At 65.6% G+C, this 22,854-nt stretch carries 25 protein-coding genes; 20 read left to right on the top strand and 5 right to left on the bottom strand.

The genetic code is table 11. The annotated features are described in order from the left end of the window. Window positions 1–249 precede the first annotated feature (249 nt). The 4 genes from IWX64_RS11440 (at window position 250) to IWX64_RS11455 (ending at window position 4,679) form a co-directional block, all read left to right on the top strand. Window positions 250–963 carry a VOC family protein gene (locus tag IWX64_RS11440; RefSeq protein ID WP_196867258.1) on the top strand — a complete coding sequence of 238 codons (714 nt, stop codon included), beginning with the start codon at window positions 250–252 and terminating at the stop codon, window positions 961–963. A 238-nt stretch (window positions 964–1,201) separates the two neighbouring features. Then, window positions 1,202–3,382 carry an NAD-dependent DNA ligase LigA gene (ligA, locus tag IWX64_RS11445; protein ID WP_334683263.1) on the top strand — a complete coding sequence of 727 codons (2,181 nt, stop codon included), beginning with the start codon at window positions 1,202–1,204 and terminating at the stop codon, window positions 3,380–3,382. Beyond that, window positions 3,379–4,230 carry an inositol monophosphatase family protein gene (locus IWX64_RS11450; RefSeq protein WP_196867259.1) on the top strand — a complete coding sequence of 284 codons (852 nt, stop codon included), beginning with the start codon at window positions 3,379–3,381 and terminating at the stop codon, window positions 4,228–4,230. Before ligA ends, IWX64_RS11450 begins: the two co-directional genes overlap by 4 nt. Next, window positions 4,227–4,679: a DUF2087 domain-containing protein gene (locus IWX64_RS11455; protein ID WP_196867260.1), complete on the top strand. Its 453-nt coding sequence runs from the start codon at window positions 4,227–4,229 to the stop codon at window positions 4,677–4,679. The genes IWX64_RS11450 and IWX64_RS11455 overlap by 4 nt, the downstream gene beginning before the upstream one ends. Window positions 4,680–4,698: 19 nt before the next feature. Here IWX64_RS11455 and IWX64_RS11460 read toward each other — a convergent pair whose 3' ends face one another. From IWX64_RS11460 to IWX64_RS11470, 3 genes are all read right to left on the bottom strand, one after another. Next, window positions 4,699–5,535, bottom strand: a complete 837-nt coding sequence (locus IWX64_RS11460) for a formate/nitrite transporter family protein (RefSeq protein ID WP_196867261.1) — start codon at window positions 5,533–5,535, stop codon at window positions 4,699–4,701. Between the two features lie 102 nt (window positions 5,536–5,637). Then, the gene (locus IWX64_RS11465; RefSeq protein ID WP_196867262.1) at window positions 5,638–6,030 is read right to left on the bottom strand and encodes a VOC family protein; all 393 of its coding nucleotides are present in this window, start codon (window positions 6,028–6,030) and stop codon (window positions 5,638–5,640) included. After that, a complete protein-coding gene (locus IWX64_RS11470; protein WP_196867263.1) occupies window positions 6,027–6,308 on the bottom strand; it encodes an ArsR/SmtB family transcription factor in 282 nt (93 codons plus the stop codon). Before IWX64_RS11470 ends, IWX64_RS11465 begins: the two co-directional genes overlap by 4 nt. Window positions 6,309–6,365: 57 nt before the next feature. Here IWX64_RS11470 and IWX64_RS11475 point away from each other — a divergent pair, with 57 nt between their 5' ends. The 5 genes from IWX64_RS11475 to IWX64_RS11495 all read left to right on the top strand — a co-directional run bounded on the left by IWX64_RS11475 (window position 6,366) and on the right by IWX64_RS11495 (window position 10,256). Further along, window positions 6,366–7,052 (top strand): ABC transporter ATP-binding protein, encoded by a 687-nt coding sequence (locus IWX64_RS11475; RefSeq protein ID WP_334683264.1) that lies wholly within the window; start codon window positions 6,366–6,368, stop codon window positions 7,050–7,052. Beyond that, complete coding sequence (locus IWX64_RS11480; RefSeq protein ID WP_196867264.1) at window positions 7,039–8,610, top strand: DUF6297 family protein; 1,572 nt, start codon at window positions 7,039–7,041, stop codon at window positions 8,608–8,610. The genes IWX64_RS11475 and IWX64_RS11480 overlap by 14 nt, the downstream gene beginning before the upstream one ends. A gap of 112 nt (window positions 8,611–8,722) precedes the next feature. Then, window positions 8,723–9,316, top strand: a complete 594-nt coding sequence (locus tag IWX64_RS11485) for a hypothetical protein (protein ID WP_196867265.1) — start codon at window positions 8,723–8,725, stop codon at window positions 9,314–9,316. After that, window positions 9,317–9,832: a GNAT family N-acetyltransferase gene (locus tag IWX64_RS11490; protein WP_196867266.1), complete on the top strand. Its 516-nt coding sequence runs from the start codon at window positions 9,317–9,319 to the stop codon at window positions 9,830–9,832. Window positions 9,833–9,839: 7 nt separating this feature from the next. Next, a complete protein-coding gene (locus IWX64_RS11495) occupies window positions 9,840–10,256 on the top strand; it encodes a hypothetical protein (RefSeq protein ID WP_196867267.1) in 417 nt (138 codons plus the stop codon). Between the two features lie 415 nt (window positions 10,257–10,671). Here IWX64_RS11495 and IWX64_RS11500 read toward each other — a convergent pair whose 3' ends face one another. Then, complete coding sequence (locus IWX64_RS11500; protein ID WP_196867268.1) at window positions 10,672–11,010, bottom strand: transcriptional regulator; 339 nt, start codon at window positions 11,008–11,010, stop codon at window positions 10,672–10,674. Next, window positions 11,000–11,464 carry a hypothetical protein gene (locus tag IWX64_RS11505; RefSeq protein ID WP_196867269.1) on the bottom strand — a complete coding sequence of 155 codons (465 nt, stop codon included), beginning with the start codon at window positions 11,462–11,464 and terminating at the stop codon, window positions 11,000–11,002. Before IWX64_RS11505 ends, IWX64_RS11500 begins: the two co-directional genes overlap by 11 nt. On the opposite strand from IWX64_RS11505, the gene IWX64_RS11510 reads away from it, so the two are divergent. The 11 genes from IWX64_RS11510 (at window position 11,463) to IWX64_RS11560 (ending at window position 22,809) form a co-directional block, all read left to right on the top strand. Further along, window positions 11,463–11,723: a hypothetical protein gene (locus tag IWX64_RS11510; RefSeq protein ID WP_196867270.1), complete on the top strand. Its 261-nt coding sequence runs from the start codon at window positions 11,463–11,465 to the stop codon at window positions 11,721–11,723. The two genes, IWX64_RS11505 and IWX64_RS11510, sit on opposite strands and share 2 nt — an antisense overlap. Before the next feature lie 161 nt (window positions 11,724–11,884). After that, window positions 11,885–13,309 carry an HNH endonuclease signature motif containing protein gene (locus IWX64_RS11515; protein WP_196867271.1) on the top strand — a complete coding sequence of 475 codons (1,425 nt, stop codon included), beginning with the start codon at window positions 11,885–11,887 and terminating at the stop codon, window positions 13,307–13,309. 167 nt (window positions 13,310–13,476) lie between these two features. After that, on the top strand, window positions 13,477–14,067 hold the full coding sequence (locus IWX64_RS11520; protein ID WP_196867272.1) for a DUF1349 domain-containing protein: 591 nt from the start codon (window positions 13,477–13,479) through the stop codon (window positions 14,065–14,067). Between the two features lie 77 nt (window positions 14,068–14,144). After that, window positions 14,145–14,441 (top strand): Asp-tRNA(Asn)/Glu-tRNA(Gln) amidotransferase subunit GatC, encoded by a 297-nt coding sequence (gene gatC / locus IWX64_RS11525; protein ID WP_171586331.1) that lies wholly within the window; start codon window positions 14,145–14,147, stop codon window positions 14,439–14,441. A 2-nt stretch (window positions 14,442–14,443) separates the two neighbouring features. Then, window positions 14,444–16,015 carry an Asp-tRNA(Asn)/Glu-tRNA(Gln) amidotransferase subunit GatA gene (gene gatA / locus IWX64_RS11530; protein ID WP_196867273.1) on the top strand — a complete coding sequence of 524 codons (1,572 nt, stop codon included), beginning with the start codon at window positions 14,444–14,446 and terminating at the stop codon, window positions 16,013–16,015. Further along, on the top strand, window positions 16,015–17,529 hold the full coding sequence (gatB, locus tag IWX64_RS11535) for an Asp-tRNA(Asn)/Glu-tRNA(Gln) amidotransferase subunit GatB (RefSeq protein ID WP_245345711.1): 1,515 nt from the start codon (window positions 16,015–16,017) through the stop codon (window positions 17,527–17,529). The genes gatA and gatB overlap by 1 nt, the downstream gene beginning before the upstream one ends. Window positions 17,530–17,631: 102 nt before the next feature. Next, the gene (locus IWX64_RS11540) at window positions 17,632–18,585 is read left to right on the top strand and encodes an aminoglycoside phosphotransferase family protein (RefSeq protein ID WP_196867274.1); all 954 of its coding nucleotides are present in this window, start codon (window positions 17,632–17,634) and stop codon (window positions 18,583–18,585) included. Between the two features lies 1 nt (window position 18,586). After that, on the top strand, window positions 18,587–19,339 hold the full coding sequence (locus IWX64_RS11545; protein WP_196867275.1) for a hypothetical protein: 753 nt from the start codon (window positions 18,587–18,589) through the stop codon (window positions 19,337–19,339). Window positions 19,340–19,463: 124 nt separating this feature from the next. After that, complete coding sequence (tdh, locus tag IWX64_RS11550) at window positions 19,464–20,507, top strand: L-threonine 3-dehydrogenase (RefSeq protein ID WP_196867276.1); 1,044 nt, start codon at window positions 19,464–19,466, stop codon at window positions 20,505–20,507. 11 nt (window positions 20,508–20,518) lie between these two features. After that, a complete protein-coding gene (locus IWX64_RS11555; protein WP_196867277.1) occupies window positions 20,519–21,715 on the top strand; it encodes a glycine C-acetyltransferase in 1,197 nt (398 codons plus the stop codon). Between the two features lie 20 nt (window positions 21,716–21,735). Then, on the top strand, window positions 21,736–22,809 hold the full coding sequence (locus IWX64_RS11560; protein ID WP_196867278.1) for an NAD(P)/FAD-dependent oxidoreductase: 1,074 nt from the start codon (window positions 21,736–21,738) through the stop codon (window positions 22,807–22,809). Window positions 22,810–22,854 lie beyond the last annotated feature (45 nt).

Genomic DNA, 22,854 nt, shown 5'->3' on the forward strand with positions numbered 1-22,854 from the left:
CCCGTCACGCAATTCCAAAGCCCTCGCCAGATAAACCATGGATCAAGTCTGACAAAGATCAGACACAAAGGAACCAACGACACGCTACACTAGGAAGCTAGGACGCTACGGCGGCCGCGGTCATCTCGCACACGGCAGTGGATCAGGTCATGGTGACGAAAACGGGGCTGATCAATCACCAGGGATACGGTCCCGCGATCGGCCGGATTCGCAGGCAGCAAGATTATCGCTGGAGGTAGGGTGTGGACCATGTACCTGGAGAACATCGTCATTGACGCGATGGAGCCGCAACAGCTGGGGCGGTTCTGGGAGGCAGCGTTCGACGGCGAACAGCTCACCGACGAACCCGGCATCTACGAAACACGGCTCGCCACCGATGGCGGATTGGTCCTCGACCTGTGCTTCCAGCGGGTGCACGAACCGCCGTCGTCGGAACCCCGGATCCACCTGGATCTGCTCGGCGGGGATCGGCAGGCCGACGTCGTCGAGCGGTTGCTCAGCTTCGGTGCGCGGCATCTCGACATCGGACAGGGCGGGGTGCCCTGGACCGTGCTCGCCGATCCGGAAAGCAACGCCTTTTGCGTCATGAATGACCGGCCAGCCTATTCCAACACCGGACCGATTGCGGCCCTGCCGATCGATTCCGCCGATCCGGAGCGGGACGCGGCGTTCTGGTCGTGGCTCACCGGATGGCACCAGCTGGCCGGATCGCCCACCACGTTGCGGCACCCCTCCCACCGCGGCCCCTTGCTGGAGTTCTGTCCCGAGCCTGCCCCGAAGGGAACCGCGAAGAACCGGCTTCATCTCGACGTCCGGCTCGACCCTGCAGACAACCCCGACGACGTCGCCGCGGGCATTACCAGCCGGGGCGGGCGGGAGCTCAACCCCGACTGGGGCGACCTGCCCTGGCGGATCTATGCCGACCCGTCGGGCAACGAGCTCTGCGTCCTGCCAGCCCGATAGCCTGACGGCACCGAGGTTCTGCAAGTGATGTTGGACAACGGTTGTTGACCGAAAGAGAAGGATGATGGGTTCACTTGGTTGATTTGCGTCTGGTTCTTCCACCCGATCCGGAGAACAGTCCACCGGATAAGCCGTTGCTTGAGAATTACGTGGCTTGTCCTGATGGTGCCCTAGTGTCCGGGCACTACACCTAGCCGCACAACAAGCATCCTGCTTACTACTGAGGCAAGATAGGACTGTGGCCAGAACAGCTGATAACCCAGACATCGAACTTGCTCCGGATCAGACCCCGGTAGATTCCCTGCGGGAGGAGTACAACTCTCTGGCTGAAGAGGTGCGCCGTCACCGGTTTGCCTACTACAACGAGAACGCGCCGACTATTTCGGATGCCGAATTTGACGAGCTGTTCCGACGGCTGGAGAAGATCGAAGCGCTTCACCCCGAACTGGTAGCCAACGATTCACCAACCCAGGAAGTGGGCGGTGACGCGTCCTCCGCATTCGCGGCCGTGGACCACCTGCAGCGGATGTACAGCCTGGAGGACGTCTTCTCACTCGACGAACTGGATATCTGGGTGAGCCGCGCTGCCGCCAGCGTCGAATCCGTGAGCCCGGGCAGCACCATCAGCTGGCTGACGGAGTTGAAGATCGACGGCCTGGCGGTCAACCTGCTCTACCGGAAGGGGGAGCTGGTGCGCGCCGCCACCCGCGGCGACGGCACCACGGGTGAGGACATCACCCACAACGTCCTGACCATCAAGTCGATCCCCAGGGTCCTGGCCGGAACTGGCCACCCTGCCGAGATGGAGGTCCGTGGCGAGGTCTTCTTCCCCTCCACGGCGTTCGCCCAGCTCAACGAGCGGATGGTTGCCGCGGGGAAGGCTCCGTTTGCCAACCCCCGTAACGCTGCGGCCGGCTCCCTCCGCCAGAAGGACCCGGCACTGACCGCCGAGCGGCCACTGGATATGTACGTGCACGGTATCGGTGTCCGCGAGGGTCTGGCAGCGCAGTCCCAATCGGAAACCTACGGTCTGCTGAAGGGGTGGGGCTTGCCCACCTCGCCCTACTACAGGGTGCTCGACGACGCCCCGGCGGTGGTCGACTTCATCGAGCACTATGGGAAACACCGGCATGAAGTGTTGCACGAGATCGACGGCATCGTCGTCAAGGTCGATGATTTCGCGTTGCAGCGGGCCCTCGGGCACACCTCCAGGGTGCCCCGCTGGTCGGTAGCCTTTAAATACCCACCGGAAGAGGTCAACACCCGGCTGCTCGACATCCGGGTGAACGTGGGCCGGACCGGTCGCGTCACGCCGTTCGGGATGATGGAACCGGTCAAGGTTGCTGGCTCCACCGTCGAAATGGCGACCCTGCACAACCAGGATGTGGTCAAGGCCAAGGGAGTCCTGATCGGGGACATGGTGGTGCTGCGCAAGGCAGGGGATGTGATCCCGGAGATCGTGGGCCCCGTCGTCGCCCTTCGTGACGGCACCGAACGCGAGTTCGTCATGCCGACCGAGTGCCCGTCCTGCGGAACTCCGCTGGCCCCGGCGAAGGAGGGCGACGTTGACATCCGGTGCCCCAACGCCCGGTCCTGCCCGTCGCAGCTGCGGGAGCGGGTCTTCCACCTCGCAGGCCGAGGGGGCTTCGACATTGAGGCCCTCGGGTGGGAAGCGGCGATCGCGCTCACCCAGCCCGCCGAGCCGACCGACCCGCCGCTCACCTCCGAGGCGCAGCTGTTCGACCTGACCCCCGAGGCGCTCGCCGACGTGCGGATCCTGCGGGACAAGCGGGTCAAGGGCGAGGTGGTCGGCAAGGAGCTGGTGCCCTATTTCTACACCAAGGGAACCGCGAAGAAGCCGTCCGAACCCAGCGCCAATACCCGGCGGCTGTTCACCGAGCTGGAGAAGGCAAGGCAGCAGCCACTGTGGCGTGTCCTGGTCGCCCTGTCGGTCAGGCATGTGGGACCGACGGCCTCGCGTGCCCTGGCCACAGCGTTCGGCTCAATGGATCGGGTCCGGGCCGCGTCAGAAGAGGAACTGGCGAACGTCGACGGCGTCGGCCCCACCATTGCCGCGGCGCTGACCGAGTGGTTCGCTGAGGACTGGCACCGGGAGATCGTTGACGCGTGGGCCGCCGCGGGTGTGCGCATGGAGGACGACGTCGACACCTCCATGCCGCGCACCCTGGAGGGCGTGACCGTTGTCGTCACCGGGTCGCTGGAACGCTATAGCCGGGATGAAGCGAAAGAGGCGATCATCCAGCGCGGCGGCAAGGCATCTGGTTCTGTCTCGAAGAACACCCACTATGTGGTGGCGGGGGAAAACGCCGGCACCAAACTGGACAAGGCCGAAGCCCTGGGGCTCACGGTGTTGGACGAGGAAGGCTTCACCCGGCTGCTCGAGGAGGGCCCAGCGTGAGCGCATCCCCGACGGAGCTGCTGCACCTGGCAAAACAGGCTGCCTCCGCGGGAGCGGACGTGTTGGCGCGTCGGACTGTCGAGGCGTTGGGTTCGCAGAACAAGAGCTCGGACAGCGATTGGGTGACTGCGTTTGATCTGGCGGCCGAACGTGCCGTGCGGAATGTTATCTCCCGGTCCCGTCCCCACGATGTGATCACCGGTGAGGAGCTCGGAACCACTGTTCCCGACAGGGCCTCTGGAACCGACCGGGTGCGGTGGTCCATCGACCCGCTGGACGGCACCACCAACTTCATTCGCAATATTGTCTACTACTGCACGTCGGTGGCGGCCGCCGATGCTGACGGCCGGTGGCTGGCCGGGGTGGTCCATGCCCCGGCGCTGGACCGGGTGTACTGGGCAGCGGCCGGGCAGGGTGCCTGGGTGAGGGATCATGGCCGGATAACCCGTCTGGCGGGCCCGGAGAGCGGACGGATTGGCGCCCTGCTGGGTACCGGTTTCACCTACGACGCCGCATCCCGGGCTCAGCAGGTGGGGGAGTTGTCCTCACTCCTGGCGGGATTTGGGGACGTCCGGCGGCTGGGATCCGCGGCACTTGACCTGTGCATGGTTGCTGATGGCACCCTCGACGGGTATCTGGAACGCGGACTGAACGAACACGATTGGGCTGCTGGCGCCCTCATCGCCGAGGAGGCCGGTGCAGCGGTGCTCCGCCCGGATCTCACCTCCGAGCTCGACGGCGGCCCGGATGCAGCCGAGCGGTTTGGGGGCGTCACCGCTGCCGGAACACCGCAGCTGGTGCAACGCGCCGCAGCGTTGACCCTGAACCCGTCGGGGAGCAGCGAATGACGCCCAGTTGGCAGAAGGCGTTCTCCACCCTCTCAGCCCCTCGGCTGCGCGAACTCTACGCCGCTGCTGTGCTCGGCCAGCACTCCGATGCGTCGTCGAAGGAACTGGAGAAACTTCACGCGGCGGCGCTGCTGAATACGGACGGCACGGTGAATGCCGACCTGTTCCAGGAGGTGCTGGGCGCAACGGCACGGAAAAAGCCGCAGGGCGTTGACCGGTTCTTCCTCGACGGCCAGCTCGACGGGTTGCCGCGGAACCCTGCGGAGCGCACAGCGGTGCTCGAGCACCTGACCGAACGGCTCATTCCCGCGGACCAGGAGCTCTCCGAACGAGAAGTGAACCTGGTGCTGGCCACCGTCACCCGGGACATCCCCGCCCTGCGTCGCGCACTGGTGGACCAGGGCCATCTGGCCAGGCGCCCGGACGGGACCGGGTACCGACGCGCCTGACCACGGCCCGCCGACGTCGTCAGCTGTTGTGCGGAGCGTCCGGATCCGCTGGAGCCTCGTCCCGGCGCTTCTCGATCAGTTCCTTGGTGCGCACCAGGCGGAGCAGGGTTACGAGGAGGAGTCCGCCGAGCATGTTGAATGCCAGGGTGTAACCAAACCAGCCGAGCCATTGCAGGTAGCTGATGTCGGCGCCGGAATGGATCGCGGCGAAGATCAGGAGGGAATCCAGGATGGAGTGGAACAGCTGCAGGCCTGCCAGCAGAAATCCGCCGATCACCGTTGCCACGATCTTGGCGACGTCGTTCGATGTTCCCTGCTGCATCCGGCTCATCAGGGTGATGGTGCTGCCGCCCAGCACGGCCAGCGCGACCACCTGCATGGAGAACGGCGCATCAATGAAATGGTGGGCACTCTCGGCGACCGTCTCATTCCACTCCGGGAACGCCTGCATGACTATCCAGACGAAGGCCCAGCCGCTGACCAGGTTCGCCACAAGGGTTCCACCCCACAGCTTGGCCAGCTGCGTCACGCTGCCCTCCTTCGCGACGACGGCCGCGACCGGCATCAGAAAGTTCTCGGTGAACAGTTCGCTGTGCGCCAGGAACAGGGCGACGAGGCCCACGCTGAACGCGAGCCCGGCGAGCAGATGATCGCCCGTCTCGTGCAGCACCGCCAGGTAGGCCATGATGCCCAACCCGATTTCGAACCCCCCGAACACCCCGGTCACAAGGATGTTGCGGAAGGTGCGTTGCAGCCGCTCGGCACCCTCTTCGACTGTGTTGTCGAACGATTCCTTCAGCTCATCCTCGACCGGGGCGTCAGTGTCCCCTAGTTCCCGCCTGCGTGCTTCGCTCACGACGCCTCTCCCTGTGTTAGATGGGAGTGATCTCCCGAATCAGCGCTATCAACTAGAGGAATCGTAGCAACCGGGGGAGCTGCGCCCATTGCAACATCGTGATCATGGCTGCTTAATTTCGACGAGCTGGATCAGGTTGCCGCAGGTGTCGTCGAAGACGGCCATGACGGCCGTGCCGATGTCGGTGGGAGGCAGGGTAAAGACCACTCCCTTTTCGGTCAGCCGGGCATACTCGGACTCGAGGTCCTCCACCGCGAACTGCGCCAGCGGGATTCCGTCCTCAACCAGCGCATCGCGGTATGGCTTCACTGCGGGGTGGCTTGACGGTTCGAGGAGGAGTTCGGGGCTGTCGGGGGATTCGGGTGACCGGACGGTCAGCCAGAAATCGTCACCCAGCGGGATGTCGTGGCCTTTGGTGAAGCCAAGGACGTCGGTGTAGAAGGCTAACGCCGCTCGCTGGTCGTTAACGAACAGGCTGGTCAGGGCAATTTTCATTCGGTCCTCTTCTCGGTGGGCCATCTGCCGGTGATTTCGGTGAGCGGTCCAGGATTGAAATAGTGGAACTTGGAGCGGCCGCGCCGCTCGGTCAGCACCAGATGGGCTGACTCCAGTACTGCCAGGTGCTGCGAGATGGCCTGTCGGGTCAGGCTTCGCTGGTGTCGCATGGCGAGCACCGAACATAGATCGAACAGGGTCTGCCCGTCGCGGACGGAGAGCTCGTCAAGGATGATCCGCCGCGTTTCGTCGTCGAGAGCGTGGAAGACATCAGCCATGAATCCACTATAGGCAAGTATCGGCTTGCATATCAATGGCCATACTACGATGAGCGAATGGCTGAACTGGGGGCAGTACTTCAGGCCACGGGTCTCCTCGTTGGCTATTTCAGGGCGCCGGTGTGCGGTGCGGTGTCGGTGGCGGTCCAGCCCGGTGAGGTTCTCGGGATCGTCGGAGTCAATGGCGCGGGCAAGTCGACGGTCGTCCGGACGCTTGCCGGCCGTCAGCCCGCGCTGGCTGGTGACGTGCTGGTGCGGGGTTTGCCGGCGGTTCCGGACGCGGTAATGTTCCGGCGCCAGGTGTCTGCAGTGTTCGACGACGACCTGTTCTTTCCCGCCCTCACGGTCCGTGAGCATCTGCTGCTGGTCGCACGAGGCCATTCACTGGATGCCCCGGACGAAAGGGTCACCGCCGAACTGGAGTTCTTCGGACTTCGGGACCGGGCGGACGTGGTCCCGGATTCCCTGTCCTCCGGGCAGCGGCGGCGGCTCCTCCTGGCAGCCGGACTCATCCGTCCGTCTTCCCTCCTGATCCTCGACGAACCCGAACAACGGCTCGACCCGGTCATGCGCGCTGCGCTTGCGCAGCGGATCAGCGACCATGCGGACGCCGGCGCCGCCGTGGTGCTGGTGACCCACGATCCGCGGCTGCTGGTGCAGACCGCATCGACCTGCCTGGTCATTGACGACGTCGTCGAGCAGCTCGACCCTGACCAGGGAGCTGCGATCATTGCCGGCTCCTGACGCGCTTCGGCTGCGACCAGCTGCCAATGAGGACGAGGACGGGACCCTCGCCACCGCCCGAGCCGTCGTCGCATTTACCCGCACGTCGTCCCGCCGGTACAACCGGGCCCGGACCTCGGTCGGCGGCCTGTTCGTCGACATCTACTCGAACACCCTGGCGCTGGGCTGCGTGCTCGCGATCGCCGGCTCATTTGTGTTTGCTCTGCGCGACGAGATTGCCCGACGGGATCCTGCGCAGGGTGGCCTTGCCGACCAGCAGTGGCAGATCCTTCCGGCCGAGGTCCTGTGGATCCTGTTGACCTACCTCGCGTTGAACGGCTTGCTGGCCCTGACGAGGCGGCTGGGACCGGCATCGGTGAGTTCCAGCGAGGGATCCTGGTGGCGGCCCCTGCCGGTCGACCGGCGGCCGATGGTTCTGCCGGGCCTCATCCGCCTCATCGGCGGGGCGGGGGTGGCCGGTCCTGCGGCCTACCTTCCGTTCAGTCTGCTCACCGCTTTGGACCGGACACCTACGGGGCATCTCCTTACCGCTGGAACGTTTGGGTTGGTTGCGGTGATCGTGGTCGGCGGAGGAGCGCTGCTGCAGCTGCGGGCGAGTTCCGGCCGACGTGATGTTCTCTGGCCGGCGCTGGCTCTGCTACCCCTCGCGGTGTTGCCGTCGCTGGGTCCTGCCGTCTGGCCGCCACTGGTGGCGTGTGCCCTCGCGATCGGGATGCTGGCCTACTCGCTGCCGAAGGTTGGTGCAGTGGCAGGGGCCGAGCTGGTACGCGGGGGAGGCGTGTCCGGCCACGCCGGGGCTTCAGTGTTCCTCCTGGACATTAACGAGCTCAGCCGGGCATTGGCGGCCAGCCCGCGCCACACCGCCTCGATGCGGGGCGCGAAGATATACGCCCGCCAGGGGTTGGGGCCTCGGTCGGCGATCGCGCGCGCCGATATTGTTGCGTTCCTGCGGTTGCAGCCAGGGGTAGCGGGGCCGCTGGTCTGGTTGGGGGCATGTCTTGCTCTGGTGCTGGCTGATGCGGCCTTGCCCGCCGTCGTGCAACTGCTGGTCATCGTGGTTGCGGGATGCGTCACGAGTGCAGGAATGGGGGTCGTCGCGCGGCGGACGGCGCTGGTCCCGGAGCTGGATCTGCTGCTTCCGGTCTCCACCTCGGTGGTGATGCTCAGCCGGACCCTGATGCCGGCCGTCGCGATGAGCGCCTGGATGGTGGCTCTGACCGGTGCACTGACCATCGTCGGTGTCGGTGGGCCGGCCCTGATTCTGCTGGGAGCGGTGGCCGGCCTCGGGATGGGGGCCGGATCCGTCAGGGCCGCAACCCGTCCAGCGACTGACTGGACGGCCCCAGCCGCAGAAACGCCCTTCGGCCCCGTCCCCCGAACCCAGATTGCGGCGTTGTTCCGGGGCGCCGATGTGACGGTCCTATCCATGCTGCCGCTGCTGTTGGCCCTGTACATCGGGAACGTCTATCCGTGGCTGGTCGGGGTGCAGATAGCGATTAGTGCTGCGGCTATAGTGATCCAGATGGCAGCAAAATCCACCACCCAGTCAGGAGCCTGAGCCCGTGTTTTCTCCGAGAGTGACCCAGCACTGGTTCCCGGTAGATCTGGTCCCGGGGGCCTCAGGGAGTGTCCAGATAGTCATAGATCCGTCATTGGCTGAGGACCGCGCGGTGACAGTGTTGCATGTCGCGGAAGGCCCCAGCCTGCTCACTCTCACACCCGGACGGGCCCAGCACCTTGGCGTCTCTCCCAACCAGACGGTCCGCACCGAGGACCTCGCGCCGCGGCTCGCTGCCGCGGGAATCAGGCTGAACGGTCCGGACTGCCTGTTCTACCTTCCCGCCACCGATCACGAAGCAGTCCGGTGTGAACCCAGTCTCGAGGGCACTCGGCAGCTCACGCCGGACGACCACGAGGCCTTTGCCCGCTTCACGGGTCAGGCACCCGCCGCGGACCTGGACGAAGCGTTCGTCGAACTCGATCACTGGCTCGCGTTCGGCACCTTCAGCGGGGGCCGGCTGGTCGCCGCCGCGAGCATGTATCCCTGGCGCGCCATCAGCTCGATGGCCCTCCAGCTGGGCTACGAACCGCAGTATCGCTGCCAACGGGACAACGGGACAACGTGGCGTCGGCTGCGTTGGCTGAATCGGCGGGATTCGTCCGCTTCGGCGAATGGGACGTTGTGGAGAAGAACCCGGACGTGTAGCAGAATTGGAAGGCGGCATTCCGGCGTCGTGCCCGTCCGCCTTCCCAATGAGGATTAGATGACCCCCACAGCACCAACCGACCTCGTGATCCGACCCGTCACTGCAGCGGATTACGACGACGTCCGCCGCATCACCTGCGCCGCCTACCTTGAGGCAGGGTACTTCGAGGGACCGGACCACCCGTACCTGCGGGTACTGGCCGACGTCGAACACCGTGCCGAGCACGCCGAAATCTGGGTGGCCGAGCAGGATGCGGCGGTGGTGGCGTCCGTGGCGATCACGTTTGAGGGCCAGCGCTACACGGATATCGCCGTTGCCGGCGAGCTGGAGTTCCGTATGCTCGCCGTGGACCCGGCCTGCCAAAGGGGCGGGGTGGGCCGGCAGATGGTCGAAGCGATCATCGGGCACGCGCGGTCGCTGGACGGCATTACGGCAGTATCCCTGACCAGTGGGTCCGACATGACCCGCGCGCATGCGCTGTACCGGTCGTTAGGTTTTGAACGCCAGCCCGAACGGGACTGGTGGGTACGGGACGAGGAAATTCTTCTCTGGGTCTTCCGGCTGACCCTTTAGCCGAACGATGAAACTTCGGAGTCACACCCAGGGCCGGGCACAGCGAACGCTCCTGATCGTCGGCGTGATCGCGCTCAGCGCTGGTCTGTGGGTGGGCTGGTTCGCCTGGGACACGGGCTACCAGATCGACCCGGAGACCGGTTCGGCGTCAGGCCCCTACGAGCCTTGGCAGGTGATCGGGTGTGTTGTTTCGTGGGCAGCCCTTGGCTGGGTCGCGAACAAGTTCCTCGCGCCGGCCATTGTCATCCTCGCCATGCCCGCGGGATTCACCGGCGCGTTTGCCATCACCTCCGCCTCCGCCGACTACTCAGGGCTCTGGCTGGTGGGTGCGATTCTCGTCGCGTTTGGCACCCTTGCAGGAACCGTGCTTCTGGTCGCCGCGCTGAATTGGCGCAGACCCGCCGCCAAAGGATCTGCCAGCTAGGCGCAAGCCGGTTTCAGCCCCCGAGATCAGGTGCCGTACCCACTGCGAACGAACTTTGGTCAGGATTTCCACAGTATTCTCTCAGGTTGGCACTTTTTAGCATTCTTGCGCGCGACGGTGCGGCACTATGTGTGTATGAAACGATCTGTCGTTGGGGGGCAACGTTTGTTTCCGTGGGTCTGGCTGCCGCCATCGTCGTCAGCACTCTCGCCGTCTCGGTAAGTCGGCAGCCAGACAACCCCACGACTGCACCTGACCTGAGCGTGCACTCCCAAGTTCCTTACTGCCGTAATACGCCTCGGAATGACGGTTCTATTCCGAGTCTGCTCAGTAATCCGGAACCTACCGGCCCGCTCCGCCACCATCAGCGGCTAGGCCGGTCTCCGCATCGGATCGATGCCAGCATGGTAAGAGGTCAGTGGCCGTAGTCGCTCGTTCCCGCTGCGATGGCCTGCAGGGCAGCGAGATGGGAATCGAAAGCGATTCTCCCCTGAGGTGTCAGGGATAGCCAGCTGACCCGACGTGCATCTGCACGGCCAGCCGAGGACGACTTCGTCATGGCGACAAAACCGCCGTCGCTCAGCACCTTCAGGTGTTTCGACAGCGCCGCGTCGCCGATGTTGAGGGAGTCCCGAATCGCTGGGAAGTCTGCACTTTTCACGTTCCGGAGAAGTCCACAGATCCTGAAACGCAACGGTGCATGAATCAGCTCGTTGAACACCGCACCCGTGGTGTCAGCAGTCTCAGCGGGCACTGCGGATCCGGTTGACGGCACTTCGCATGAAGTAGTGGGCGCCCATGGCCCCTGCTCCGAAAGCAGCTGCAGCGGGAGCGATGACCCACCAGAGCAGGCCGAAAGATACGAGCCCCAGTGAAACGCTAAGCATGAGCAGGCAAAAGACCAGGGTCGCGGCGTAGATCAGCCACGCCGCCCAGCCGATTCTGGCCAACCTCACGCCCGTCGCCCGTTGGTAGAGGTAGACCACCAAGATTCCGACAATGATCAGCAGGGCTGAGTTGCCCGATCGGTTGTCTCCTGCCGCGGGTGAGACGACACAGATTGCCGCGAGAGCACCGAACGCAGGCGCTGCCCAGCTGGGCGTGGTCATGCGGTCGATGAGGGCTGAGCGGTCCTTGTCGACGTCGGCCAACAGCGCAGCAGCGGAGCTTGACTGATCGGCTGCTGATGGAGGCAAGTTATTTTCCATGGTGGAAAGTGTAATTACTTTCCGCTGCGGAAAGCAACTGCCATGGGCAGCGGACGACGTCGTCAACCACCGTCACGGCGCCGTCGGAGTTTGCGGCGGATTCTCTGAGGTCGAGTTGTTACGAGTCCCTGCCTGCGGCGCGAGTCTCGGGCGAGGCGGCGTGCGGGCCCTCACCCCGGAGGCAGTAAAGGGCCTTGATCTCGATTTGGTGATCCTGGTGATCCTGGTTGATCCGGAGGCTTTGGTGCGGACTCCCTGATGCTCTCCAATTTGATGCGCCGGCGCCCTCATGAACTATGAATATGGGGGCTATTTCAGCGGCCGCGGAGTGACTATCTGGGTTCGAATATTTGTTCGAGAGGTTTGTCCACATAGCCCTTAGTTCCGCAGGAATGTCGGTGGGGTTGGGACAATAGAGGTATGGAAGGCAGGGCAGCTCCATCACCGAAACGGAAGGGAACCCCCTCCCGAGTGGTGGCTCCGCGGGGAGCCTCTGGTGCTTGTTCTTCTGGTGAACCTGGCGGCGGCCGCTCCTCTGGTGCTGCTGACGGTGCTTCTTCCGCTGCGTCTGCCGGGGTTGGCCGTGAGCGTTCCACCCTAGCCCTGGCCGAATCGCTGAACTCCCTGAAACCGGCGGTGGATGTGGTGGGGTTGATTGATCAGTTGCGGGAGTTGGAGGATCTGAAGTCGGCGATTGCTGGGGTGCAGGCCCGGATCACGGTCGCGATCGACATCGTCGAACGCGACACCCAAACCCTCGCCGGGGTACCCGCCGCCGAGCGAGGCAAAGGGGTGGGGGCGCAGGTCGCGTTGGCGAGGCGTGAGTCCCCGTCTCGGGGCAGCCGGCTCCTCGGTTTGGCGCGGGCGCTGGTGACGGAGATGCCCCACACGCTGGCGGCCCTTCACACGGGTCAGTCGAATGAGTGGCGGGCGACCCTGTTGGTGAAAGAGACTGCGTGCCTCAGTAGTGTTGACCGTGCTGCCGTGGATGAAGAGCTATCAGCTGATACGGGTAGGTTCACCGGGTGTGGGGATAAGGCGATCATCGCAGCGGTGAAGGCAGCCGCGTACCGGCGGGATCCCCGGTCGGTGGTGAACCGGGCCGCCCACGCCGTGACGGAGCGGTGTGTGAGTATCCGGCCGGCACCGGACACCATGGCCTATTTGACCGCGTTGCTTCCGGTGAAGGAAGCCGTCGCCACCTACGCCGCGTTGACTCGTCACGCTGACACGGTCCGGGGTGCTGGTGACCCGAGGTCTAGGGGTCAGGTGATGGCCGATACCCTCGTCGAACGCGTCACCGGTGTCCCCGGGGGTATCAGCCGGGTCGAGTTGCAGCTCATCATGACCGACCGTGCCCTCTTCCAAGGCGACAGCGAACCAGCCAGGATCCCCGGCTACGGCATCGTCCCCTCCAGCTGGGCACGAAACCTCATCCAGGCAGAAACACCGACCAGCCCAGCAACCAGCCCAGCAAACAGCCAGGACGGAACGAAAAGTTCGACCGGGTCAGGGTCAGCTGGTGGCACTGGCACTGGTCCGAAAGGTCAAAGCCTGTCGGGGCAAGGAGGTTCGGCTTTCGACGTGTGGTTGCGTCGCCTCTACACGGCACCATCGACCGGGGACCTGGTGGCGATGGATTCCACGGCCCGGCTCTTCACGAAAGCGCAACGCCGGTTTATCACCGCCCGGGATGACACCTGCCGGACCCCGTACTGCGACGCCCCGATCCGCCACATCGATCACATCGTCCCCTGGCATCGCGGCGGGCCGACATCGATCGGCAATGGGGCTGGACTCTGCGAAGCATGCAACCACACCAAAGAACACCCGGCTGGGCTGTAGCCCCCGCACCCGGACCGAGACATAAGCTCAAAACCACCACCCCCACCGGCCACACCTACCACTCCACCGCACCACCCCTACCCGGAGAGCGGCCCGGCCCGCGACGGGAACGAAGTCTCGGTGGGGGAGCCTTGTCCCAGCAGCCGGGCTCCTGAAAGAGTGATGACATGAGAACTGTCGCGTGGTCCGAGGGACGCTGGACAACAGAGCCAGAGAATGTGCGCACCTCCGATGAGGGACTATTCGTGACCGCTAAGGAGGGCAGCGATGCATGGCGGACAACCTCGTACGGCTTCATTCATGACACCGAACACGCACTGCTCCGGCCAGTAAGTGTGGGCGAAGCAGTCGAGGTGGCCTTCCGCCTCGACTTCCCCGCGCAATTCGACCAGGCCGGTGTCTTCCTCAAAACAGATGACAAGAACTGGATCAAGGCCGGGGTCGAATGCAGTGATGGTGAGCCGGGTCTGGGCGCAGTAGTCACCCGCGGCGAATCCGACTGGTCACTATCACCGGTTCCGGGATGGGCCGGGCGGATCGTGACGGTGCGCGCCAGTTTGGCCCCCGGAGCGGTGACTATCCGAGCCAGGGTCGACGAGGAACCCTGGAGGCTGGTCCGCGTTGCGCCGTTCGCAACCGATGGGATCCTGGAGGCGGGACCGTTTTGTTGTGCTCCAACCCGGCCCGGACTGGTGGTCCACTTCCTTGGCTGGCGTACGACAGACGCTGACACCGCGCTTCACGCTGGGGAATCGTAACGCCCCGCCGAATCGGCCGCTGCTCACACCGCACGTAGACTTGAGCCAAACACCAATTCATTGACCATGGGAGATTTATGGCTGAGATCAACCGTGAGGACGTTGCGCACCTGGCGCGGCTGGCCCACATCGATATGAGCGCCGAAGAGCTGGACCGGATGACCGGTGAGCTGGCAGTAATTGTCGACTCGATCAAGCGGGTGAGCGAGGTGGCAGGCGACGACATTCCCACCACCAGCCACCCCATCCCGCTGAGCAACGTGTACCGCGAGGACGTGGTCGGCGAGACCCTCACCAACGAGGAAGCCCTCTCCGGCGCCCCCGACAACGCCGACGGACGCTTCAAGGTCCCAGCAATCCTGGACGGGGAATAGCCATGACTGAACTGATTCGGCTGAGCGCTGCAGCGCTCGCCCAGAAACTCGCCTCCCGAGAAATCTCAGCGGTCGAAGCCACCCAGGCCCACCTCGACCGGATCGCCCACGTCGACGGCGGCGACGACGGCGTCCACGCCTTCCTGCACGTCAATACCGATGAGGCACTCGCCGTCGCGGCTGGGGTAGACAAATCCCGCGCTAACTCTGAGGAACTCCACGCGCTGGCCGGCGTCCCGATCGCCGTCAAGGATCTGATCGTTACGAAGGGCCAGCCGACCACTGCCGGTTCCAGGATCCTCGAGGGCTGGCACAGCCCCTATGACGCGACGGTGATCCGCCGCCTCCGCGCGGCCGGAATGCCGATCCTGGGCAAGACCAACCTCGACGAGTTCGCCATGGGCTCCTCCACCGAACACTCCGCCTACGGACCCACCCGCAACCCATGGGACCTGGACCGGATCCCCGGCGGATCGGGCGGTGGCTCGGCTGCCGCCGTCGCCGCCTTCGAAGCACCTCTCGCCCTCGGCACCGACACCGGCGGCTCCATCCGCCAGCCCGGCGCCGTCACCGGCACCGTCGGCGTGAAGCCCACCTACGGTGGAGTTTCCCGTTACGGCGCCATCGCGATGGCGTCGTCGCTGGACCAGATCGGCCCCGTTTCGCGGACCGTCCTGGACTCCGCGCTGCTCCACGAGGTCATCGGCGGCCACGACCCCAATGACTCCACGTCGCTCACCGACCCCCTCGGCGCGCTGGTCGAGGCTGCCCGTCTGGGCAACGTCGAAGGCATGCGCATCGGTGTTATCAAGGAACTGCAGGGCGAGGGCTACCAGGCCGGCGTCCTGACCCGGTTCCAGGAGTCGCTGGAGCTGCTGCGCGGTGCAGGGGCCGAAATCGTTGAGGTTTCCTGCCCCAACTTCGAATACGCCCTGGGCGCTTACTACCTGATCATGCCCTCCGAGGCATCCTCGAACCTGGCCAAGTACGACGGCGTCCGGTTTGGTCTGCGGGTAGTGCCCGACGGTGCGCCCACCATTGAGCGCGTCATGGGAGCCACCCGTGCCGCCGGGTTTGGCGACGAAGTGAAACGCCGCATCATCCTGGGCACCTACGCACTGAGCGCCGGCTACTACGACGCCTACTACGGATCAGCGCAGAAGGTCCGTACCCTGATCCAGAGGGACTTCGACAACGCGTTCAAGCAGGCCGACGTCCTGATTTCCCCGACGTCGCCCACCACCGCCTTTAAACTGGGTGAGAAGCTCAACGATCCGCTGGCCATGTACCTGAACGACGTCGCAACCATCCCCGCCAACATGGCAGGCGTACCGGGGCTGTCGCTGCCCGGCGGCCTTGCCGACGAGGACGGCCTTCCCGTTGGCATCCAGTTGCTGGCTCCGGCCCGCCAGGATGCCCGGTTGTACCGGGTGGGAGCGGTGCTCGAATCGCTGCTCGAAGCCAGCTGGGGCGGCCCCCTGCTGGACCGCGCACCTGTCCTGAGGCCTGACGCTTTGCAGCCCGGCGGCGCAGCCGACCGCGTGGAGACCAGCACTGTAGGAGGAACCAACTGATGGTTATCGCAACCGAAGAAGTGCTCTCATTCGAGGAAGCACTTGAGAAGTACGATCCGGTGCTGGGGTTCGAGGTCCACGTGGAGCTGAACACGCAGACCAAGATGTTCTCCTCCGCGCCCAACGCGTTCGGAGACACCCCCAACACCAATGTCACCCCGGTGGACCTTGGCCTGCCCGGCGTCCTGCCGGTGGTGAACCGGGTGGCCGTTGAGTCCTCCATCAAGATTGGGCTGGCTCTGGGCTGCAAAATCGCCGAAAAGTGCTATTTCGCCCGGAAGAACTATTTCTACCCGGACACCCCGAAGAACTTCCAGACCTCCCAGTACGATGACCCGATCGCTTACGACGGCTCCATCGACATTGAGCTGGCCGACGGCACGGTGTTCACGGTCGAGATCGAGCGCGCCCACATGGAAGAGGACGCCGGAAAGCTCACCCACATGGGTGGCTCCACCGGCCGGATACAGGGCGCCGAGTTCTCCCTCGTGGACTACAACCGTGCCGGTGTTCCGTTGGTCGAAATCGTCACGAAGCCGATCGTCGGTGCCGGTGCCCGTGCCCCCGAGCTCGCCAAGGCCTACGTCGCAGCGATCCGCGAGATCGTGAAAAACCTGGGCGTATCCGACGCGAAGATGGAGCGCGGCAACGTCCGTTGCGACGCCAACGTCTCCCTCAAGCCCAAAGGGCAGGAGAAGTTCGGCACCCGCACCGAGACGAAGAACGTCAACTCGCTGCGCGCCGTCGAGCACGCTGTCCGGTACGAGATCCAGCGCCACGCCGCGGTGCTCGACTCGGGAACCCCGATCACCCAGGAAACCCGTCACTGGCACGAGGACACGCGGTCGACGACGTCGGGCCGCCCCAAGTCCGATGCCGACGACTACCGCTACTTCCCGGAACCCGATCTGGTTCCCATCGTCACCACCGAGGAGTGGATTGAGCGGCTCCGCGCCGAACTGCCCGAGCCGCCGGCTGAACGCCGCAAGCGGCTGCAGCAGGACTGGGGCTACTCCGACGCTGAGTTCCGCGACGTCGTCAACGCCGGCGTGATGTCCTCGATCGAGGACACTATCGCCGCCGGGGTCAAGCCAGCCGTCGCCCGCAAGTGGTGGATGGGCGAGATTTCCCGTCGTGCGAAGGTGGCCGATGTCGAGCCGTCCGAGCTGGGTGTCACCCCCGAGCTGATCGTCGAGCTGAACTCGCTGATCGAGTCGGGCAAGATCAACGACAAGCTCTCCCGTGAGGTGCTCGACGGTGTCCTCGCCGGTGAGGGCACCCCCACCGAAGTGGTGGAGGCCCGCGGGCTGGCAGTTGTTTCCGACGACGGACCGCTGCTCGAGGCTATCGACGCGGCGCTGGCCGCCCAGCCGGACGTTGCGGACAAGATCCGCGGCGGCAAGGTGCAGGCTGTCGGGGCAATCGTCGGCGGCGTCATGAAGGCAACCCGTGGCCAGGCCGACGCCGGCCGGGTGCGGGAGCTGATCCTGCAGCGCCTCGGCGTCGAGGGCTAACGGCCCTTACCCTCCTTGGGGTGAGCAACCTGGACAATTTGGGTCAACATTTTCCTCTCGAATGTCCAGGTTGCTCACCGCTTCTCACCAGAAAGGACCCTCGTGGCGAATAGGCCGGCCGCCGAGGTGCTGATTACCGCTGACCTGGTCCGGGAGCTCCTGGGGGAGCAGCATCCGGACCTCGCCGAGCTGCCCCTGAACGCCGTCGCCGAAGGCTGGGATAACGTCATTTTCCGGCTGGGGAGCGACCTCTCGGTCAGGCTGCCCCGCCGCGAGGCCGCCGCCCAGCTGGCCAGGAACGAGCAGGCGTGGCTGCCACGGTTGTTGTCCGACCAGCCCGGCGCCGACCCCGGCGCCCAGCCGCCCGAATCACCCCTGCGCTTCGCGTCGACGCCGGTACGGGTGGGGGAGCCGTCGTCGTCGTACCCCTGGCACTGGAGTATCACGACGTGGGTTGAGGGCGCTGTCGCGACGCAAATCCCCCTGGGGGACCGCACCCCGGCGGCGGAGGACCTTGCCGACTTCGTGCTGGCCTTTCAGCAGCCAGCTCCGGAGGATGCTCCCCGCAATCCTGTGCGCGGCGGTGCGCTCGGCGACCGGGACGGGGCCCTCCAACAGCGCCTTGCCGCCCTTGAATTACCCACCGCAGACCTCCTCGACCTGTGGCAGGAGCTGCGCGACTCACCGGCCTGGGACGGCACTGCCCTCTGGCTCCACGGCGACCTGCACGCAGCGAATCTGGTGTTGGGACCGGACAAAAAGCTGGCGGCAGTCCTGGACTTCGGCGACCTGGGCAGCGGTGATCCCGCCACCGATCTGGCCGCCGCGTGGCTGGTCTTCGACCGGTACGGCCGCCGCGTGTTCCAGAACCGGATCAACGCCGCTCGTCCCACCCCGGACGCCACTTGGCAGCGGGCCCGGGGCTGGGCGCTGTGCATCGGCGCGGCGATGGCCGCGCACTCCGATGACGACGCCGCGTTCCAGACAATGGGCCAGCAGGTCCTGCACTCCGTGCTCGTTGACCATGGGACCCGGCTCGCAGGGGGTGCACGCTGACATGTCGCACTGGACCCACCTGTCCCGCGTCCAGACCGAGGGCGATAACCACGTCATGGAGGACGCCTGCGGATACCGGGGCAACGCCGCCTGGATGGTCGACGGCGCCACCTCACTCCTGGAAGAAATAGACCTCCCCGGCGCCTCGAACCCATCCTGGTATGCACAGGTCCTGAACCTCGCGCTGGCCGAACACGCCGGACCCACCGACCCCCGTGCTGTCCTTGCGGCGGCGCTGGCCACCGTTGACGAACTGGGGCAACGGCTGGTGGGCAGCCGATCCCACTTTTTCCCCAGCGCGGCCGTTTCACTCGTCACGGCCGACGACGACGGAGGCGTGCAGGTCCTCAGTCTCGCCGACTGTCATGTCGTGGCCCGCCGCGACGACGGTAGCATCCTGCACGTTGGCACGCCGATCAGCGAGCCTACCGGCACCCGCGCCGAGCATGAACAGGCGAGACGGGAGCGGAACACCGAACAGGGTATCTGGGTGGCCCGGCGGGAACCCGAAGCCGCCGAGCGGGCCAGTCTGGTCCGGGTGGGGAACGCCCACACGGTCGCGCTGGCGTCCGACGGCGCCTGGCGGGCAGTCGACCTTGGCCTGGTGGTGAGCCCGGAAGCGTTCCTTGATGCGGTCAGCACCCCCGAGGGCGCGCAGGAGCTGATGCTGACATTGCGCATCACCCAGCTGGAGATTGGCGAGGCCGCAGACGACGCTTCGGTGATGTGCGTGGCCCTGCAGGACGAGGCCTGATCCCCGGAGCAGACGCACCCCGGCTGATACGCTGACGAGGGTGCCACAGCACCACTTGAGATGAACTGCACGCGCCAGGGCGTACCACGCTGGACCCGCGTGCCGGTGGAAGGAATACCCCTCAGTGAAGGCGCTTTACAAGTCCGGTCCGCAGCCCGGCTTCGAGCTGATCGACCGTCCCGAACCCACACCGGGACTTGGTGAAGTCAAGATCCGCGTGATGACCACCGGGATCTGTGGCACCGACCTCCACATCGAGTCCTGGGACCAGTGGGCGGCCAGCACCATCAGCGCACCACTCATTCCCGGCCACGAGTTCTACGGCGAAGTGGTTGAGCTCGGCTCCGGGGTGCGGGACGTCAAGGTGGGGGACAGGGTCTCCGGCGAGGGTCACATTGTCTGCGGCACCTGCCGCAACTGCCGTGCCGGCCGACGCCAGATGTGTATCCGGACCGCGAGCGTCGGGGTGCAGCGCGACGGTGCCTTCGCCGAGTTCGTGGTGATTCCCGAACCAAACGTCTGGGTCCACCCCGCCGGCATCACCCCCGAACTGGGCGCCGTGTTCGACCCCTTCGGCAACGCCGTACACACCGCATTGAGCTTCCCCTTGGTGGGCGAGGATGTGCTGATCACCGGCGCGGGACCCATCGGGCTGATGGCCGCGGCCGTCGCCCGCCACGCCGGAGCCCGCTACATCGCCGTCACCGACGTGTTTCAGCCGCGGCTGGACCTGGCCCTAGCAGTGGGTGCCGACCTTGCCGTCAACGTAGCCACCACCCGGATCGCCGACGCCCAGCGCCAGCTCGGAATGCGGGAGGGATTCGACGTCGGGATGGAAATGTCGGGCCATCCCACCGCGCTACCCGAAATGATCGACAACATGAACCATGGCGGCCGCATCGCCATGCTTGGCCTCCCCTCGGCGGACATCACCATCGACTGGGCCAAGGTGGTCACCCACATGCTCACGCTGAAGGGCATCTACGGGCGTGAGATGTTCGAAACCTGGTACGCCATGAGCGCCATGCTGCAATCCAACCCCGTCCTGCAGCAGGCCATCTCGAGCGTCGTCACCGACATTCTGCCCGCCTCCGCGTGGCAGCAAGGCTTTAACACCGCACGCAACGGGGCCAGCGGCAAAGTGGTCCTCGACTGGACCGGATTCTAAGGAGCAACGCGATGTACACGAGCATTCAGGAACAGCTGACCGAGGAACTGGACGGCATCCGCAGCGCGGGCCTGTTCAAGAACGAACGGCGGATTTCCTCTCCGCAGTCCAACCACATCGAGGCGGCCACCCTCGAGGGCGCCCCGCAGCGGGTGCTGAACTTCTGCGCCAACAATTATCTGGGGCTCGCCGACCACCCCGACATCATCGCCGCCGCCAAACAGGCGCTCGACGAGCGCGGGTTCGGCATGGCCTCGGTACGGTTCATCTGCGGCACCCAGGACCTCCACCTGGAACTGGAGGCGCGGGTGTCCCGGTTCCTGGGCACCGAGGACACCATCCTTTTCTCCTCCTGCTTCGATGCCAACGGCGGAGTCTTCGAATCCCTGCTGACCGCCGAGGACGCCGTGATTTCCGACGCGTTGAACCACGCCTCCATCATCGACGGGATCCGCCTGTCCAAGGCCCAGCGGTACCGGTACGCGAACCGCGACATGGCTGATCTGGAAGCAAAGCTGAAGGAAGCCGCGGGCGCGCGCCGCACCCTGATCGTCACCGACGGCGTGTTCTCCATGGACGGCTACCTCGCCCCGCTGGAAGCCATCTGCGACCTCGCCGACCAGTATGGCGCCATGGTGATGGTTGATGACTCCCACGCTGTCGGCTTCATGGGGGAGACCGGGGCCGGAACCCCCGAGCACGCCGGCGTCTCCAGCCGGGTGGACATCTACACCGGAACGTTCGGCAAGGCGTTGGGCGGCGCCTCGGGCGGCTACGTCGCAGCGCACGCAGAGATTGTGGCACTGCTGCGGCAGCGGGCGCGGCCGTACCTGTTCTCCAACTCGCTGGCGCCCTCGATCGTCGCCGCCACCCTGACCGCACTGGACCTGGTTCAAAACAGTGCCGATCTGCGGGCACAGCTTGAGGAAAACTCGGCCCTCTTCCGGCGCCGGATGACCGAGGAAGGCTTCGAACTGCTCGACGGCGAGCACGCGATCATCCCGGTGATGTTCGGCGACGCGGCCCAGGCAGCCAAGGCAGCTGACGCCATGCTGGCGCGCGGCGTGTTTGTCACTGCCTTCAGCTTCCCGGTGGTGCCCCGCGGCGCCGCCCGAATCCGGGTCCAGCTCTCCGCCGCCCACAGCGCCGAGGACATTGAGGCCTGCGTGCAGGCCTTCATCGGCGCCCGCGACGACGTCGCCGCCTAGTGCCCGGGTAGGCTGCTGCTATGGCACTCAACGCTGATGTTCTGATTGTGGGCGGCGGCATCGCCGGGCTGTCCCTCGCCTCGCAGCTGGCGGGACGCTGCACCGTCGTGCTGGTGGAGGCGGAGCAGAATCTTGCCTATCACGCCTCATCCCGGTCGGCCCGGCAGCTCATTCCCAGCTATGGGCCCCCAGAAGTGCAACAGCTGACCAGCCGCACCCTGGATCTGCTGCGGGTCGTTGAAGAGGAACACCAGCAGCACTTTCTGACCCCGCGCAGCTTCATGCTGGTCGGGTCGCAGCAGGACGTCGCCGACCGCTCCAGCGGCGCGATGACCGCCATCAGCCAGGATGAGGCGCTGGCCCTGTGCCCCCACCTCCGCCCGGAGAGCTTCGCTGCCGCAGGCATCGACACCACCTCGGTGGGCCTGGATGCCGAAGCCCTGATCGATTTCCACCGGCGCACCGCGCTCGACGCTGGTACGACGATCCTGACCGGCGCCAAAGTCCACTCCGCCCAGCGGATGGGCAACGGCTGGAGCGTCGGCGCCGGTCCCCACGCCATCCACGCAACGGTGGTCGTGAACGCGGCGGGCGCGTGGGCCGACGAACTCGCTGTGGTCTCGGGAGTCGAGATCCAGGGATTGCGCCCCTATCGCCGGACCGCCGCCGTCGCGCAGCTGACCCACGAGCTGGCCCCCGGGACACCGATGGTCGCGGCGGCCGACGACAGTTTCTACTTCCGCCGCGAAGGAGCCGGCCTGTTGATCTCGCCGTGCGAATCAGTGCCGAGCCCACCCGTTGATGCCCAGCCCGTCCCCGCCGACCTGGACGCACTCCTGCAGAAACTCAACGAGGCAACCACCCTGGGGATTACCTCCATCGACCGGGCCTGGACCGGGCTCCGCACCTCCTCCAAAGCAGGGCTGCCAGTGGTCGGGTTCGACCCGGAGGCAGAAGGGTTCTTCTGGCTAGCTGGCCAGGGCGGTTACGGGTTTCAGACGTCGTCGGGAATCGCCGAGTTGGCGGCCAGGCTGATCCTGGGCGAGGCGGGAACCACCTCACCCCTTGTGGATGCTCTGCGCCCCACCCGCTAAACCAGGAAGCCCCACACCGGGAAGCCCGGCACCGGACACCTCAGG

Source organism: Arthrobacter sp. CAN_A212 (assembly GCF_015752345.1).
GTDB lineage: Bacteria > Actinomycetota > Actinomycetes > Actinomycetales > Micrococcaceae > Arthrobacter_D.